Raw genomic sequence first — 15909 nt, forward strand, 5'->3', positions numbered from 1 at the left:
CGCGTTCCAACTTGATTTTGCTGCCCTGTTCTGCTTTGATGGATTTTTCTTTTCATTATTGTGTTTGATCAATGTGAGGGATTGTCTCAGCCGGAATATCTGCAGTATTTCCTGGAGGATTATCAATGGTTCAATAGCTGCCTTGTGAGGGAATGCATGAGGGTTCATATGCGCCAGTCAACAATTTGTTACATTGATTATTGGCCTTGAATCAGAAAAATAGCATACTTATGCTCAATTTCAAACAGTACAAAGGAATTGTAGTATTGTCGCCTCGATTTCATTGTCTGAAATTTTAAAATTAAACTACCTTCTACTGAAGTAGAGGGGTTAGTGTGCCATGGATGCAGATGACTAAAATAATTTTTTGCACCGAATTTAATGCATATGAATCAAAACATTATCTAAAAGGTGTTTTTTATCAAACGCATTGAAATAAACGACTTTATCTGTTCGTATAAGAGTGCTGACGCGTTCGTTTATGTTGATGTGATAAACCAGAACACTGGTATGTTTTTGAAGGAAAGATTTTGTAACTTATTGGAAACATTAGTGTAATATAAATTACTGTTTTTATGAGTTGCAATCCTTGTTATAATGCAAAACATGATTTTGAAGGTGGGCTGGCTAGCCCATTTTTTATTTGTGGTGAGGCTATGTCATTGTTTGAGCTGCTCGAACCGACGATTATGGGCATGGGATACGAGCTGGTCGATATCGAGCAGTCGGCTCCTGGAAGGTTGTTGCGGGTGTTTGTCGATAAAAAAGAAGGGTCGATAACGCTCGACGATTGTGTTGCCATCAGTAATCATTTGAGCCAGTTGCTGGCAGTCGAGAATATTGATTATAACCGGCTTGAGGTTTCATCACCGGGCTTGGATAGATCTTTGAAGAAGAGGGCTGATTTTATTCGTTTTGCGGGGGAATCTATCAGAATAAGGTTGCGAATTGCTTTACAAGGGCAAAGAAATTTTGTGGGGACACTGACTGAAGTGGGTAATGATACCCTGACGTTGGATATTGACGGGAAGTCGTTACAGTTTGAATTGGAAAATCTGGAAAAGGCTCGACTGATTCCAAAACTGTAATTCGGGTAAATCTGTCGATGGATTTAAGGTTGAAAAATAGAGCTGGAGGAATATGAGCCGCGAGATTTTACTGTTGGTCAATGCTTTGGCGCATGAGAAGAACGTAGATAAAAACATCGTTTTTACTGCGCTCGAAATGGCTCTGGCTTCTGCCGCCAAGAAGCATGCCCGGGACGATATTGATGTGTATGTTTCTATCGACCGGGATACGGGTGGATTTCAATGTTTTCGCAGATGGTTGATTGTTGCCGATGATGTGGTGGAACATCCTGAACGGCAAATTGCACTGGTTGAGGCTGTCAAGCGGAATCCACAATCCGTTCCGGGTGAGTATATAGAAGAGCTGATGGAGGGTGTTACATTTGACCGAATCGGGGCACAGGCTGCCAAGCAGGTTATTTTTCAGAAAATAAGGGATGCCGAGCGCGAACAGAATTTGAATGATTTTCTTGAGCGCGGAGAATATCTGGTAAGTGGCGTGATCAAGCGTATGGATCGCGGGAATGCAATTATTGAATTTGGCAAGATCGAGGCAGTGTTGCCGCGTGATCAGATGATTGCACACGAGAATCTGAGAATGGGAGATCGGGTTCGCGCTTATCTGCTCAAAATTGAGCGTGCTGTCAGAGGGCCGCAACTGGTGTTATCCAGGACTTCAGCAGATTTTTTGATCAAATTATTCGAGCTTGAGGTGCCAGAGATAGAGGAAGGTATTTTGGAGATCAGAGCGGCAGCCAGGGATCCGGGTTCCAGAGCAAAAATTGCAGTCAGATCGAATGATGCGCGTGTTGATCCGATTGGTACCTGTGTTGGTATGCGAGGCTCAAGAGTACAGGCAGTTACCAGTGAGCTGGCAGGTGAGCGGGTGGATATTATTCAGTGGTCAGACGATCAGGCTACGTTTGTTGTGAACGCGCTGGCACCTGCTGTGATCAGCAGTATAGTGATGGATGAAGACAAGCATAGTATGGATGTGGTGGTAGATGAGGAAAATTTGGCCCAGGCGATCGGGCGAGGCGGGCAGAATGTCCGGCTGGCATCGGAACTGACAGGCTGGCAACTCAATATCATGACAGTGGAGGAATCTCATGAAAAAAGTGCGGAGGAAGCCGCTTCCATTTGTGAATTGTTCATGGAAAAGCTTGATGTGGATGAAGATGTCGGGCGTATTCTGGTAGATGAGGGTTTTTCCACACTGGAAGAAGTTGCGTATATTCCGATTGAAGAAATGCTGGAAATTCAGGAATTTGATCGTGAGACAATTGATGAGCTGCGTAATCGTGCCCGTAATGTGTTGTTGACGGATGCAATTGTGACTGAGGAAAAAATTGGGCACGCATCTGAAGCATTGCTTGCATTGGAAGGAATGGATATTGGTCTCGTGCGTGAATTGGCTGCAAAAGGAATCAGCACTCAGGAAGAGCTTGCTGATCTGGCGGCGGATGATCTGGTCGAGTTGACAGGAGTAGATCTTGATCGGGCCAGTAAAATTATTATCAAGGCGCGCGAACCCTGGTTTAATTGAGTTTCGATATAAAGCAGACGAATCCCGTATTTTTTCGGAGCGGGATATGAGTTTGCTAAGGAAACTTTGATTGTGTTTTTATGATTTTCGTTGGATTTGGGGTAAAGGGTTGCTGATGACTCAAATGACTGTAGAGCAATTTGCACATGATCTGGGTATGCTGCCCGATCTGTTGCTGGAACAACTCCAGGCTGCTGGGGTTGCTAAGCGTTCCGCAACAGATTTTGTGACAGAGCAGGATAAGACGCAGCTTCTTGATTATCTGCGTAAATCACATGGTGGTAATGGATCGAGAACCAGGATTACTTTGGCGCGTAGACAAACCACAGAGATAAAACAATCAGATAGCGCAGGTAGACCCAGGACTATTGAGGTCAAGGTCAGAAAAAAGCGGATTCTCGCGCGCCAGGATGAACAGCCGGATACGGTTGATAAAAAAGCGAGTGAAGCATCTGTCTCTCTGAAAACAGCGGAAGCTTCGGAAGCTGTCGCAGTAAAATCCGTACTCGATGCTGAGCAGATTACTTTGCGTGCTGAAGAAGCCAGAAAGAGATCGGAATTGATTGCGCGTCAGACGGCGGAATTGAAAGAAAAACAGGAAAAACGGAGGCAGCAGGTAGCAGCGCAGACTGAGGCGAAGCAGGATTCTGTTCCGGCTGTACAGGAACCTGTGTCAGCGGTGGCTGTGCCGGAGTCTGTACCACCGAAATCTGTTGAAGCAACTGTTGCAGCTCCCGTTGCAGCGACTCAAACGGTTCCAGCGGCCAAGGAACGTGCTTTGCAGAAGCCGGTGATCAAGCCGGAGGAAAAAGGCGAGAAGAAAAAGAAACAAACCAGACAACAGGAAGCTTGGAAGGATGAGCCCGTTAAGCGTCGCGAATCAAAAGCACGCGGAGATATATCTGGTGGGCAGGAATGGCGCATGCGCAAGGATAAACATGGCAGAAACAGATCGGATGAGCAGCAATCCCAGCACGCTTTTTCGGCACCAACCGAGCCGGTTGTGCATGAGGTATTGATTCCTGAAACTATTTCAGTTGCCACGCTGGCACAAAGAATGGCGGTCAAGGCAGCTGAGGTTATCAAGGTGCTGATGAAAATGGGCAGTATGGTGACGATCAATCAGATGCTGGATCAGGAAACAGCTATGATTGTTGTTGAGGAGATGGGGCATATTGCCAAGATTGCCGCACCGGATAGTCCGGAAGCTTTTTTGGAAGAAATGGATTCATCCTCTTCTGATGAAGCCAGGATGGAACCGCGTGCTCCGGTTGTGACGGTGATGGGGCATGTTGATCATGGTAAAACCTCACTGCTGGACTATATTCGCAGAACGCGTGTCGCGGGGGGAGAGGCCGGCGGTATTACGCAACATATTGGGGCTTATCATGTAAAAACCACGCGTGGCGTGGTTACTTTTCTGGATACGCCTGGGCACGAAGCGTTTACAGCGATGCGTGCTCGCGGTGCCCAAATTACTGACATAGTTATTCTGGTGGTGGCGGCGGATGATGGCGTAATGCCGCAGACGATTGAGGCGGTGCATCATGCCAAGGCTGCGAATATCCCCATTGTTGTGGCAGTTAATAAAATGGATAAGCCGGAAGCTGATTTTGAGCGTATCAAACAGGAGCTCGTCAGTCATGGCGTCGTACCTGAAGATTGGGGCGGAGATGCCATGTTTATTGGTGTTTCTGCAAAAAGCGGCCAGGGAATTGATGAGTTGCTGGAAGCCGTTTTATTGCAGGCGGAAGTCTTGGAGTTGAAGGCTGTGCAGGATGCGCCGGCGAAGGGTGTCATAATTGAATCCCGCTTGGATAAGGGTCGCGGTCCAGTTGCAACCGTTCTGGTGCAATCCGGAACCTTGAGACGGGGTGATGTTATTCTGACCGGCGCTGTATTCGGCAAAATTAGGGCGATGCTGGATGAGCGAGGTAAGTCCGTTAATGAGGCAGGTACTTCAATTCCTGTTGAGATTCAGGGATTATCTGAGGTTGCTGCAGCGGGTGAGGTGTTCATCGCGCTGGATGATGAACGCAAGGCCAGGGAAATTGCTCTTTTTCGTCAAGGTAAGTTTCGTGATGTTCGGCTGGACAAGCTGCATGTGGCAAAAATGGAAGATGTGTTTGGTCATCAGGAAGATATCAGTACACTCAACCTAATCATCAAGGCCGATGTGCAGGGATCATGCGAAGCACTGGCTTATGCATTGAAAAAACTGGAAACCGATGAGGTGAAAATCAATATTGTGCATAACGGAGTCGGGGCAATTATCGAATCTGATGTTAATCTGGCTCTTGCATCCAAGGCTGTTGTCATAGGATTCAATTGCCGTGCCGATCTGGGCGCGCGTAAGCTGATTGCTTCGACCGGGGTGGATGTGCGTTACTACAACATCATCTATGAAGCAGTTGATGAGGTTAAAAAAGCCTTGTCGGGGATGATGACGCCAGATCGCAAGGAAAAAGTGCTGGGCCTGGTCGATATTCGCGAAATTTACCGGATATCCAAGGTGGGAGTTGTGGCAGGCTGTTACGTACTGGAAGGGTTGGTTCGACGTGATGCACCTGTAAGGGTGCTGCGTGACGGTGTTGTTATCCATAGTGGCAGTCTGGATTCCCTGAAACGGTTCAAGGACGATGTCAAGGAAGTTAAGGCTGGTTTCGAATGTGGGCTGTCATTGAAGAACTTTAATGACATCCAGCAAGGTGACCAGATTGAAGTGTATGAGATCGTTGAAACTGCTCGTGTATTGTGAGGTTATGGTGCCGGGTGTAATGAACGACTCATCTGATTGAAAAGGAGGTGGTCGTGTCCAAGGATTTTTCTCGTACCTTGCGGGTGGCTGACCAGGTTCAGCGTGAATTGGCCTTGCTGCTTCAGAATGAAGTGATGGATCCGCGGATTGGGATGATAACGTTAACCGGGGTAGAGGTGACACGGGATTATGCTTATGCCAAGGTTTTTTATACCACACTGGGTGGCGACGAAAGTACCCAGCTTGTAGAGGAAGGGTTGACACGGGCTGCGGGGTTTTTACGCAGTCAGCTAGCGGGTAAAATCAGGTTGAGAATTATTCCGCAACTACAGTTTGTTTATGACGAATCCGTCGAGCACGGCATGAAACTTTCCCGATTGATTGATGAGGCTGTAGGTAAAACCTGATCCTGATTGTTAATATTGGCAAGTTTGGTATTTCATGCAACCTGGCAATATAGTCTGAATGACATTTATCTGGTTTTTAATAAAAGGGATCGTATCCAGTTCACGTAATCAAGCATTGAGCTTCTATGGAAAATGTGAATGGGTGGCTGCAGATAGTTTTGCAAAGACTCCCTGGCTGAATTTTTTGGCCAAACTCAATATGGGCAGGATCTGTTCAATTCCAATTGGTTAACTGTAGCGGAGTTTTATTACTCAATAAGCCTGTTGGCATTTCATCTAATCGGGCGCTTCAGGTCAGCAAGCGTTTATTGTCAATAGCAAAAGCAGGCCATACCGGTACACTGGATCCGATGGCACAGGGCTTGTTACCGATTTGCCTTGGCGAAGCCACCAAATTTTCTTCGGTAGTGCTGAGTGTGGATAAAACCTATATCGCCTCTCTCAGGCTGGGTTACATCAGTAATACAGGTGATGCTGAAGGTGAGATCAGCCGTGTGGCTAAACCGGATGCATATCCGCCTGATCCGCAGCAAGTAATCGCAATTCTGCAGACATTTCTCGGCCGGTCGAATCAGATTCCGCCCATGTTCAGTGCGTTGAAGTTGCATGGCAAACCACTTTATCGATATGCGCGAGAGGGAGTTACAATTGCGCGCAAGGCGCGTGAAATTATAATTTACAATATATCGCTCAACGCTTTATCAGATTTTGAGATGGTGGTTGACGTGCGTTGTAGTTCGGGCACCTATATTCGTACACTGGCAGAAGATATTGGAAAGGCGCTGGGTTATGGTGGAGCTTACCTTACGGCGCTCTCGCGTACGGGTGTCGGTCATTTTGACTTATCGCAAGCTTGCAGTCTGGATCAGCTTGAATCCAGGCAACCTCCTGACCGTCTGAATTTGCTGTATCCAATCGACAGCCTTTTAAGCAGCATTCCTTCTATGGTATTTGATGACAAGGAGGTAGTGCGCTTGCAGCAAGGGCAGAAAATCAGAAAAAGCAGATCGCAATCCTTGTTTTTGACCGATAGCCGATTAAGACTATACGATAGTGAAAATATTTTTATAGGACTTGGGGAATGGGCTGATTCCGAGACCATCGTACCGAAAAGAATGATTGTGCCGACGAGTTTCTATAGATAAATCAATTGATTAGATGGGTTGACAGGAATATTTTGGTAATTTTTATATATGCTGGAACCGGCAATTCCACTAAGAAATCAGCAATACGCTATAATCTCCAGCTTTTGTAATTACAGCTTGACCACTGATTCAGATGCTGACAGCCAGGAACTTGGAATGTATACGAGGGGAGCATTCACTTTTTAGTGACATTTCCTTTTCAGTTAATTCCGGTGAACTGATGTTTGTTGGGGGGGCCAACGGTAGTGGCAAAACCAGTTTGCTGAGATTGTTGTGCGGGTTATCGTCACCTGATGGTGGCGAGATACTCTGGGATGGAATGGATATCCGGGAGTTGGGCGGGGATTATCGTGGCGTGCTGACCTACCTGGGGCATTTGGGCGGTATCAAGGATGATCTGACTGCTATCGAGAATCTGCGGATATCCTGTGCACTGGCTAATTGTGAGATTGATGAAGATCAGGCAGCAGATGCATTGGGGCAGATTGGGTTAGCAGGACGTGAAATGTTGCCTGCAAAAGTGCTGTCGCAAGGGCAGCGCAGACGGGTGGCCCTGGCACGGCTGCTGGTGGTACAAACCAAATTGTGGATATTGGATGAACCTTTGACCGCTTTGGATATTGCAGCGGTGGGGCTGATCAAGGAAATATTGGAACACAATCTGTCGAAGGGAGGGATGGTTATCATGACTACTCATCAGGAAATCGTCATGACTGCTGCAGCTGTGCATCATTTGACTTTATCCTGATTCGATATGATCTGGTGGATAGTTAAGCGGGATTTATTACTGGCAATGCGTCGGCGCTCCGATGTGCTGACGACGCTGTTTTTTTTCATAATAGTTGTCAGCCTGTTTCCATTGGGTGTAGGCCCCGAGCCCAACATACTGCGAGCAATGGCTTCGGGTGTGGTATGGGTGGCAGCCTTGCTGGCTTCGATGTTGTCACTTGGTCGTATGTTCTCCGGGGATTATGCGGATGGCACTTTGGAGCAAATGCTGCTTTCTCCTGCTTCCCTGGCTGCATTGGTTATGGGAAAAGCGATATCACACTGGCTGGTAACAGGAGTGCCTCTAGTGCTAATGGCGCCGGTACTGGGGATTCAATATGATTTGCCCGGAGAAGCACTGCTTGTGCTTACACTTTCGTTGCTGCTGGGAACGCCGGTGTTAAGTTTGATCGGTGCAATCGGTGCTGCATTAACACTGGGATTAAGAGGAGGAGGAGTGCTGGTATCGATACTGGTTTTGCCGCTCTACATCCCGGTATTGATTTTCGGTACAGGTGCGGTTGAGGCAAGTAGCGCTGGAATGGAGTTTGGCGCGCATTTTTCGATACTGGGAGCGTTTTTGCTGATTTCTATCGTTTTTTCACCTTGGGCAACAGCTGCCTCCCTCCGGATTTCCATGGGTTGATAGAAAAAATGTCCGGAAATAATGGCAAGGTGACATTTGTTGGTATGGTAGTAGAGTGTAATTTTATCTACTGGATCAATCAGAGAGAATATTCAGAACATGACAATCAATTGGTTTAAATATGCCTCTCCCGCGAGTTTTTACTTCTTGGCGGGTCGGATGATTCCCTATTTTTCAGCTTTGGCGATTATTTTTCTGGTCGTGGGTTTGTATATTGGTTTTTTTGAAGCCCCGACAGATTTTCAGCAGGGGGAGGCCTACCGGATTATCTTTATCCATGTTCCGGCTGCCTGGATGTCGATGTTTTTGTATGTGGTTATGGCATTCTGGGCTGGAATAGGACTGGCATTTAACACGCGGCTTTCATCCATGGTAGCGAGTGCCATTGCGCCGACAGGCGCCATGTTTGCTTTTCTTGCCCTGTGGACGGGAGCATGGTGGGGGAAGCCGATGTGGGGAACGTGGTGGGTTTGGGATGCTCGTCTGACATCAGAGTTGATTCTGTTCTTTTTGTATATCGGTTTTATGTCGCTACAGGCTGCTATTGATGATCCAAAACGTGCGGACAAGGCTGGAGCGGTGATTGCTCTGGTGGGGGTGGTGAATGTTCCCATTATTTATTTTTCGGTGCAATGGTGGAATACGCTCCATCAGGGGGCTTCTGTCAGCCTGGTCCAATCTCCCAAAATGGCGACCGCCATGTTATCAGGTATGCTGATCATGACTCTGGCGGCATGGATGTATTCAATTGTAATAATTTTGATCCGTACTCGTCTGATCATTCTGGGGCGTGAGCGCCACACGGCATGGGTATCGGAGCTGAAGGAAGGAGCATTGGAATGAAGTGGGAGAGTGTATCTGATTTTTTCGCTATGGGTGGTTATGGTCTATATGTCTGGGGATCCTATCTTGTTGCGATGCTATGCGTAATTGGTGAGATTGTATTGCTTCGTGGCCGTAAACGAACTTTATACAAGCACCTTGGTCAGAAAAGAAGGTCAAATTTGCGAGGAGAAAAATGAAGCCACGTCATAAAAAAATGGCTGTTATTGCATTGAGTGTCGGTGCACTGGCAGTCTCTGTTGCATTGGTATTGAATGCATTCCAGAGTAATCTGGTTTTTTTCTTTAGTCCCAGCCAGGTGGTTGCAAAAGAGGCTCCCATTGGAAAAAGCTTTAGGGTGGGTGGATTGGTGGAAGAAGGTTCACTCAAGCGAGATGGAGATGGCACAATCATGAAGTTTGCCATAACAGATACTGCCGAAGTGATTCGGGTGGTCTATACAGGGATTCTCCCTGATCTGTTTAAAGAAGGAAAGGGTGTCGTGGCACAGGGAAGAATGGCGGATGATGGTGTTTTTTATGCTGATGAAGTGCTTGCCAAACACGATGAAAATTATATGCCGCCTGAAGCTGCTGCTGCACTGGAACAAGCTGCCAAAGCGCGCGAAATTTAAGTTGTTTCGTCCCGTATTAGTAATTTAAAACAAGGAATAATTTTAAACCATGATTCCGGAACTTGGTAACTTTGCCCTCATACTTGCAATGTTGCTGGCCCTGATCCAGGGAACTCTGCCTCTTATCGGCGCAGCACGTGGAGTGCCCTCTTGGATAGCTTTGGCGCGTCCAGTGACGCAAGGCCAGTTTGTGTTTACCACCATTGCTTTTGGCTGCCTTGCCTATTCGTTTTTGAATAATGACTTCTCTGTATTGAATGTAGCGTCGCATTCAAATTCGGATCTGCCTCTACATTTTCGTTTTGCCGCCACATGGGGATCTCACGAAGGATCTCTATTATTATGGGTGACCATACTTGCCGGTTGGTCAGTGGCTGTAAGTGTTTTCAGCCGTCAGTTACCGGATGACATGGTGGCTCGTGTCCTGGGTGTTCTGGGATTGGTTAGCGCTGGTTTTCTGATGTTCCTTCTGTTCACTTCCAATCCTTTTGATCGGTTATTGCCTGCTGCAATTGAAGGAAATGATCTGAATCCGCTGTTGCAGGATCCCGGAATGGTTATGCACCCACCTATGTTGTATATGGGGTATGTAGGCTTTTCAGTTGCATTTGCGTTTGCAATCGCGGCGCTACTGGGTGGACAGTTGGACGCAGCTTGGGCCAGATGGTCGCGTCCCTGGACGATTGTTGCCTGGATTTTTCTGACTATTGGCATTATGTTTGGTAGCTGGTGGGCGTACTACGAACTTGGCTGGGGTGGCTGGTGGTTCTGGGATCCGGTTGAGAATGCATCATTCATGCCTTGGCTGGTGGGTACGGCACTGATCCATTCGTTAGCAGTTACTGAAAAACGTGGAAGTTTCAAGAGCTGGACGATACTGCTGGCAATTAGCGCCTTTTCACTGAGTTTGTTAGGGACCTTCCTGGTACGTTCTGGTGTTCTGACTTCCGTGCATGCTTTTGCGACGGATCCGACGCGCGGGATATTCATCCTGATCTACTTGTCGCTGGTGGTAGGTTGTTCATTAACACTGTTTGCATGGCGTGCCTCCAAAGTAGGTTTGGGCGGAAACTTTGAGATTGTCTCGCGTGAAACGACTTTGCTCGCCAATAACGTATTGCTGCTGGTTGCGGCAGGTAGCGTGATGCTGGGTACACTGTATCCCCTCCTTGTCGATGCGCTTGATCTGGGAAAAATTTCTGTTGGCCCTCCCTATTTTGAAGCAGTTTTTGTACCTTTGATGGCACCGGCTGTTTTTCTGATAGGGATCGGGCCGATTGCACGCTGGAAGAAAGCCAGTCTGCCTGCTCTGGTAGTACTGCTGAGGTGGGCGTTTGTGGTGAGCCTGATTGCCGCAGGAATCGCGCCGTTCATTATGGGCGAATGGAAACCTATGGTCAGTTTTGGATTGTTACTGGCCTTCTGGGTCATAGCCAGTATATTTGTCAATATCAGACATCGGCTTCGGAATAGTGGGGAAGGTGGAATAATTACCAAGTTGATAAAACAGCCGAGAAGCTATTACGGTATGCACTGCGCACATTTTGGTATTGCGGTGTTTGTCATTGGTGTTACGTTGGTTAATGGGTATGAAACTGAAAAAGATGTGCGTATGGAAGTAGGGAGTACCGTGACACTCAAGGATTATACGTTTCAGTTTAATGGAACGAAATCGGTTCCCGGTCCTAACTACACTGCATCTCAGGGACAAGTCGAGGTGTTCAAAAAAGGTAAGAAAATAAACGAACTACTACCTGAAAAAAGAACTTACACCGCCTCGGGTATGCCCATGACCGAGGCTGATGTTGATATGGGAATTTTGCGTGACCTGTATGTAGCACTGGGTGAGCCATTGGAGAATGGTGCCTGGATAGTACGGGTTTATCACAAACCTTTTGTTAACTGGATATGGTTTGGTTGCATATTGATGGCTTTGGGAGGCGCTTTGTCTGTCAGTGACCGGCGTTACCGTCTGGCTATTGGTAAAAAACTTAGCCGTAAGGCAACCGCAAGACCTGCAACACCCGATGCTGTAAATGTACCCGTTGCAGAAGATATTATCGTTACCAATTCCGTTGCTCTTTCGAAGGAAGGTGGTAAAGCATGATGCGTTTTTTACTGCCTCTTGCGGTATTCGTGGTGCTGGTAATTTTTCTGGGAGTTGGTTTGACGTTAAATCCGCGTCAGGTACCTTCTCCATTAATAGATAAACCAGCACCGGCTTTCCATTTGCAGCAACTCTATGATTCCAGCAAGACACTTTCATCCGAGGATAATCTTGGAAAAGTGTGGATGTTGAATGTCTGGGCTTCCTGGTGTGTGGCTTGCCGTGATGAGCATCCGGTGCTGGTGGAACTTTCGAAGTTGGGTATCGTGCCGATTTATGGTCTGAATTACAAAGATCAGCGTGATACTGCCATGCAGTGGCTTAAACAGTATGGAAACCCTTATGAAACCAGTATCGTGGATGCAGATGGGAAAGTCGGTATTAATTATGGGGTTTATGGTGTTCCAGAGACTTATGTGATTGATAAACAAGGAATTATCAGATACAAACATATTGGACCGGTAACAGTTGAATCACTGAAAGATAAGATTCTTCCTTTAATCCAGGAACTGAAGAGTTGAGTTGGCAATGATGAAACAGCGAATATGGATGAAAGTTGGCGCCTCGTTGAAACGTTGTTTAATGGTGATCATCTTGTCTTTTGTGGCCTTCCAGGGATATGCAAATGAGGCGGTACCCGTTGCAGAGGATCCTGAACTTGAAAACAGGCTGAATAACCTGGCAGAGAATCTGCGCTGTCTGGTATGTCAGAATGAAACACTGGCTGCATCACGTGCTGATTTTGCGAATGATATGAGGCGCGAAATCAGGGAACAGATGAAGATGAATAAGAGCGATGAAGAAATTGTGGATTTTCTGGTAGATCGCTATGGAGATTTCATTCTTTTTAATCCACCCTTTAAACCAACAACATGGCTATTGTGGCTCGGCCCGTTTACTTTGCTGCTGGGAGGTGGCCTTGCGCTCATTTTTTATTTGAGGCGTCGTCGTATTCGGATAAAAGAGAGTGAGGTACCGTTGACAGCCAGCCAGCGTCTGCAGGCTGAATCTCTTATTAAAGAAATGGACAAGGATTAAAGTATATGACGGTATTCTGGGTTGTGGTTGGTATATTCATTACAGCGGCATTATTGTTTGTTATACCTGCATTATTGCGCGGTAAAAAGCACGAATCTCGGGATCAGATTGAGCGTCAGGCTGCAAATATTACTATCTACCGTGATCAGCTTGCGGAGCTGGATCGGGATTTGCGTGATGATGTGCTTTCCGGGGAACAATACGAACTCAGCAAACAGGAGTTACAGAAACGGATGTTGCAGGATTTATCTGAGGATGATGAAACTGTGCGTACGGTTCCTGTCGATCGTCACGGCGCCGTCGTAAGTGTTATTGTTGCTCTGGTTGTTCCGCTTGCTGCTGTTTATCTTTATCTGACGATTGGAGATACTCGCGGATTGTTACCGCAGTTACAGCTGGCTAATGCTACGCAATTTCAGGGGGCTGGTACGGAAGGAATGCCGCCAGATCATGCCGAGATTAAAGCGATGGTTGACGGCCTTGCCGCCCGTCTTAAGGATAATCCGGATGACATAGAAGGCTGGGTAATGCTTGGGCGTTCTTACATAATTATGGAGCGTTTTGATGAAGCCAGCACAGTCTATGCCAAACTGGTTCAACTGGCTCCGGATAACCCCCGGTTTTTGAGTGATTATGCCGATATGCTGGCTATGGCGAATAATGGTCGTTTGCAGGGTGAACCTGCTGAATTGATCAGCAAGGCACTTGATATCGATCCGAATTATCCCAAAGCACTGGCTTTGGCGGGTACACTTGAGTTTGAGCGGGGGAAGTTTGATCAGGCCATTACTTACTGGGAACGTTTACTAGACGTCATACCTGCTGATGCAAAGGATACAAAATTTTATCAGTCTGTGAATGACAGTATTGCTCAGGCCAGAATGCTGACTACGGGAGATAGAAATGAACCTGCTCCGACACAGCTGACCCAGAATTCAAATGTGAGGACTGATGTACCGGAAAAATCGCTTTCTGGTAATGAAAAACCAGAGCCTTCCGGCGGCGTGCCAAGTGTTTCAGGTTCGGTTATCTTAGATGCTTCATTAGCGAAGAAGGTTTCGCCTGACGATACGCTTTTTATTTTTGCAAGGGCCAGCCAGGGACCTAAAATGCCATTAGCTATTTTGAGGTTGCATGTCAGAGATCTGCCTGTTTCATTTAAGCTTGACGATGATATGGCGATGACACCCGCAATGAAGCTCTCAAGCTTTTCAGAGGTAGTGGTGGGGGCGAGAATCAGCAAAACCGGACAAGCCATTCCTTCCACTGGAGATCTTGAGGGTCACAGTGTTCCCGTGAAAATTGGTGAAGAAAATATTTCTATCACGATTGATCATATTGTCCCGTAAATTTAATTGGTGAATGAGGCATCTATTTGTATGTCGGTTGATCTGGATTTGATCCCTGATTTTGAGTTGGCTTCTACGGGCGATAAGCAGTTTCGCCTGTCGGATGTAAAAAGCAGATACCTGATCATTTTCTTTTATCCAAAAGACGATACCCCAGGTTGTACTAATGAGAGCCAGCAGTTCCGGGATCTGTACCCGGAATTTGTGCAGGCAGATTGTGAAGTAGTCGGTATTTCCCGTGATAACCTGAAATCACACGAAAAATTCAAGGAGAAATATAATCTGCCCTACGATTTGTTGGGTGACGTCGATGAAACCGTGTGTGAATTATTCGGCGTTATCAAGCTGAAGAATATGTATGGTAAGCAGGTGCGCGGGATAGAGCGCAGTACATTTATACTTGATCGGGATGGCAAGTTGTATAAAGCGTGGCGGGGTGTTAAGGTTCCAGGCCATGCTGAGGAGGTTTTGACGTTTATCAAGCAAATATGATTTGATAAATATATGGAGAGATGCCATGAAAACCGTAGCATCTTGTTTTGTGATTTTAAGGTAGCAAGTGTCTGATGGAGTCCAATTCCTGAGTTAGCTCATTGTAGGCAGCATCTAGTCTCGTACGAGAAAAAGGATTAATTTCAAGTCCTTGTACAATGGTTCTTTTGCCATTCTTGCAGGCTACCGGGAAGCCGTAAATTACACCTTCCGGTATTTCGTAACTACCATCGGATAAAATCCCCATCGTGGTCCAGTCATCTTCTCCGGTTCCAAAGAACCAGTTACGCAGATGATCAATAATGGCGTTTGCAGCGCTGGCTGCACTGGATAAACCACGTGCCTCGATTACTACAGCCCCCCGGTTTTGTACCGTGGGGATAAAGTAATCCTCAACCCATGCCTGGTCTTCGATGAGGTTGATGATCTTGGTATTGCCGATCTCGGCGTGATACAAGTCAGGAAATTGAGTGGATGAGTGGTTGCCCCATACAATCATCTTTCTGATAGTGCTGACTGGCTGGTTCAGTTTCATTGCAACTTGTGATAATGCCCGGTTATGATCGAGTCGGAGCATTCCTGAGAAATTTTCAGCCGGTAAATCCGGAGCATTCTTCATGGTGATGAGGGTGTTAGTATTAGCCGGATTTCCCACCACCAGGATTTTTGCATTACGTTTGGCCACCTGATTCAGAATCCTGCCCTGATCTCTGAATATTTCGCCGTTAGTCTGCAGCAAATCTCTGCGTTCCATTCCCTTGCTGCGAGGGCGAGCCCCGACCAGTATTGCTATATCTGCCTGATCAAACGCTGTCATTGGATCGTGAGTGGCAATAATATTGGCCAGTAGCGGGAAAGCACAATCCTGGAGTTCCATGACTACACCGTCCAATATCTTTCCGGATTCCGGAATATCAAGGAGTTGAAGAATAACGGGTTGATTGCTGCCCAGCATATCTCCCGCAGCAATCCGGAATAACAAGCTGTAGCTGATTTGCCCTGCCGCACCGGTGACGGCAATACGAACGGGTGAAAGCACCAAATTCTGCTCCTTGAGTGTTGATATATTTCCTGACAGGAAAAGAGAATTGGTAAAAACGATTAGTAGGAATTATACCGATAAACTCGAT

16 protein-coding genes are annotated in these 15909 nt (G+C 46.8%); 15 read left to right on the forward strand and 1 reads right to left on the reverse strand.

Translation table 11 applies throughout. From position 1 onward, the window contains the following. The first annotated feature begins 656 nt into the window (after positions 1 to 656). From rimP to ABO04_RS08510, 15 genes are all read left to right on the forward strand, one after another. Positions 657 to 1088, forward strand: a complete 432-nt coding sequence (rimP, locus tag ABO04_RS08440) for a ribosome maturation factor RimP (protein ID WP_160810308.1) — start codon at positions 657 to 659, stop codon at positions 1086 to 1088. 52 nt (positions 1089 to 1140) lie between these two features. Continuing rightward, positions 1141 to 2613, forward strand: coding sequence for a transcription termination factor NusA (nusA, locus tag ABO04_RS08445; protein ID WP_160810224.1), 1473 nt, complete (start codon positions 1141 to 1143; stop codon positions 2611 to 2613). A 115-nt stretch (positions 2614 to 2728) separates the two neighbouring features. Continuing rightward, on the forward strand, positions 2729 to 5371 hold the full coding sequence (gene infB, locus ABO04_RS08450; protein ID WP_160810225.1) for a translation initiation factor IF-2: 2643 nt from the start codon (positions 2729 to 2731) through the stop codon (positions 5369 to 5371). A gap of 53 nt (positions 5372 to 5424) precedes the next feature. Then, positions 5425 to 5778 (forward strand): 30S ribosome-binding factor RbfA, encoded by a 354-nt coding sequence (gene rbfA, locus ABO04_RS08455; protein WP_160810226.1) that lies wholly within the window; start codon positions 5425 to 5427, stop codon positions 5776 to 5778. 224 nt (positions 5779 to 6002) lie between these two features. Then, complete coding sequence (gene truB, locus ABO04_RS08460) at positions 6003 to 6923, forward strand: tRNA pseudouridine(55) synthase TruB (RefSeq protein ID WP_164504302.1); 921 nt, start codon at positions 6003 to 6005, stop codon at positions 6921 to 6923. Positions 6924 to 7056: 133 nt separating this feature from the next. Then, a complete protein-coding gene (ccmA, locus tag ABO04_RS08465; RefSeq protein WP_160810227.1) occupies positions 7057 to 7671 on the forward strand; it encodes a cytochrome c biogenesis heme-transporting ATPase CcmA in 615 nt (204 codons plus the stop codon). Positions 7672 to 7677: 6 nt separating this feature from the next. Beyond that, positions 7678 to 8337, forward strand: a complete 660-nt coding sequence (ccmB, locus tag ABO04_RS08470; RefSeq protein WP_160810228.1) for a heme exporter protein CcmB — start codon at positions 7678 to 7680, stop codon at positions 8335 to 8337. A gap of 99 nt (positions 8338 to 8436) precedes the next feature. Then, positions 8437 to 9180: a heme ABC transporter permease CcmC gene (gene ccmC, locus ABO04_RS08475; RefSeq protein ID WP_160810229.1), complete on the forward strand. Its 744-nt coding sequence runs from the start codon at positions 8437 to 8439 to the stop codon at positions 9178 to 9180. Between the two features lie 29 nt (positions 9181 to 9209). Further along, positions 9210 to 9359 carry a heme exporter protein CcmD gene (gene ccmD / locus ABO04_RS08480; RefSeq protein WP_345853275.1) on the forward strand — a complete coding sequence of 50 codons (150 nt, stop codon included), beginning with the start codon at positions 9210 to 9212 and terminating at the stop codon, positions 9357 to 9359. After that, positions 9356 to 9793, forward strand: coding sequence for a cytochrome c maturation protein CcmE (gene ccmE / locus ABO04_RS08485; RefSeq protein WP_160810231.1), 438 nt, complete (start codon positions 9356 to 9358; stop codon positions 9791 to 9793). Before ccmD ends, ccmE begins: the two co-directional genes overlap by 4 nt. Positions 9794 to 9842: 49 nt before the next feature. Then, the gene (locus ABO04_RS08490; RefSeq protein WP_160810232.1) at positions 9843 to 11900 is read left to right on the forward strand and encodes a heme lyase CcmF/NrfE family subunit; all 2058 of its coding nucleotides are present in this window, start codon (positions 9843 to 9845) and stop codon (positions 11898 to 11900) included. After that, positions 11897 to 12421: a DsbE family thiol:disulfide interchange protein gene (locus ABO04_RS08495; RefSeq protein WP_160810233.1), complete on the forward strand. Its 525-nt coding sequence runs from the start codon at positions 11897 to 11899 to the stop codon at positions 12419 to 12421. The genes ABO04_RS08490 and ABO04_RS08495 overlap by 4 nt, the downstream gene beginning before the upstream one ends. Positions 12422 to 12428: 7 nt before the next feature. Then, positions 12429 to 12938 (forward strand): cytochrome c-type biogenesis protein, encoded by a 510-nt coding sequence (locus tag ABO04_RS08500; RefSeq protein WP_160810234.1) that lies wholly within the window; start codon positions 12429 to 12431, stop codon positions 12936 to 12938. Between the two features lie 5 nt (positions 12939 to 12943). Then, on the forward strand, positions 12944 to 14287 hold the full coding sequence (gene ccmI, locus ABO04_RS08505) for a c-type cytochrome biogenesis protein CcmI (protein ID WP_160810235.1): 1344 nt from the start codon (positions 12944 to 12946) through the stop codon (positions 14285 to 14287). 30 nt (positions 14288 to 14317) lie between these two features. Further along, positions 14318 to 14779, forward strand: a complete 462-nt coding sequence (locus ABO04_RS08510; protein ID WP_160810236.1) for a peroxiredoxin — start codon at positions 14318 to 14320, stop codon at positions 14777 to 14779. Positions 14780 to 14834: 55 nt separating this feature from the next. Here the strand turns inward: ABO04_RS08510 and ABO04_RS08515 are convergent, their stop codons facing one another. Next, positions 14835 to 15818, reverse strand: coding sequence for a malate dehydrogenase (locus tag ABO04_RS08515; RefSeq protein ID WP_160810237.1), 984 nt, complete (start codon positions 15816 to 15818; stop codon positions 14835 to 14837). Between the last annotated feature and the right edge of the window lie 91 nt (positions 15819 to 15909).

Source organism: Nitrosomonas sp. HPC101 (genome assembly GCF_009833125.1).
Lineage (GTDB): Bacteria > Pseudomonadota > Gammaproteobacteria > Burkholderiales > Nitrosomonadaceae > Nitrosomonas.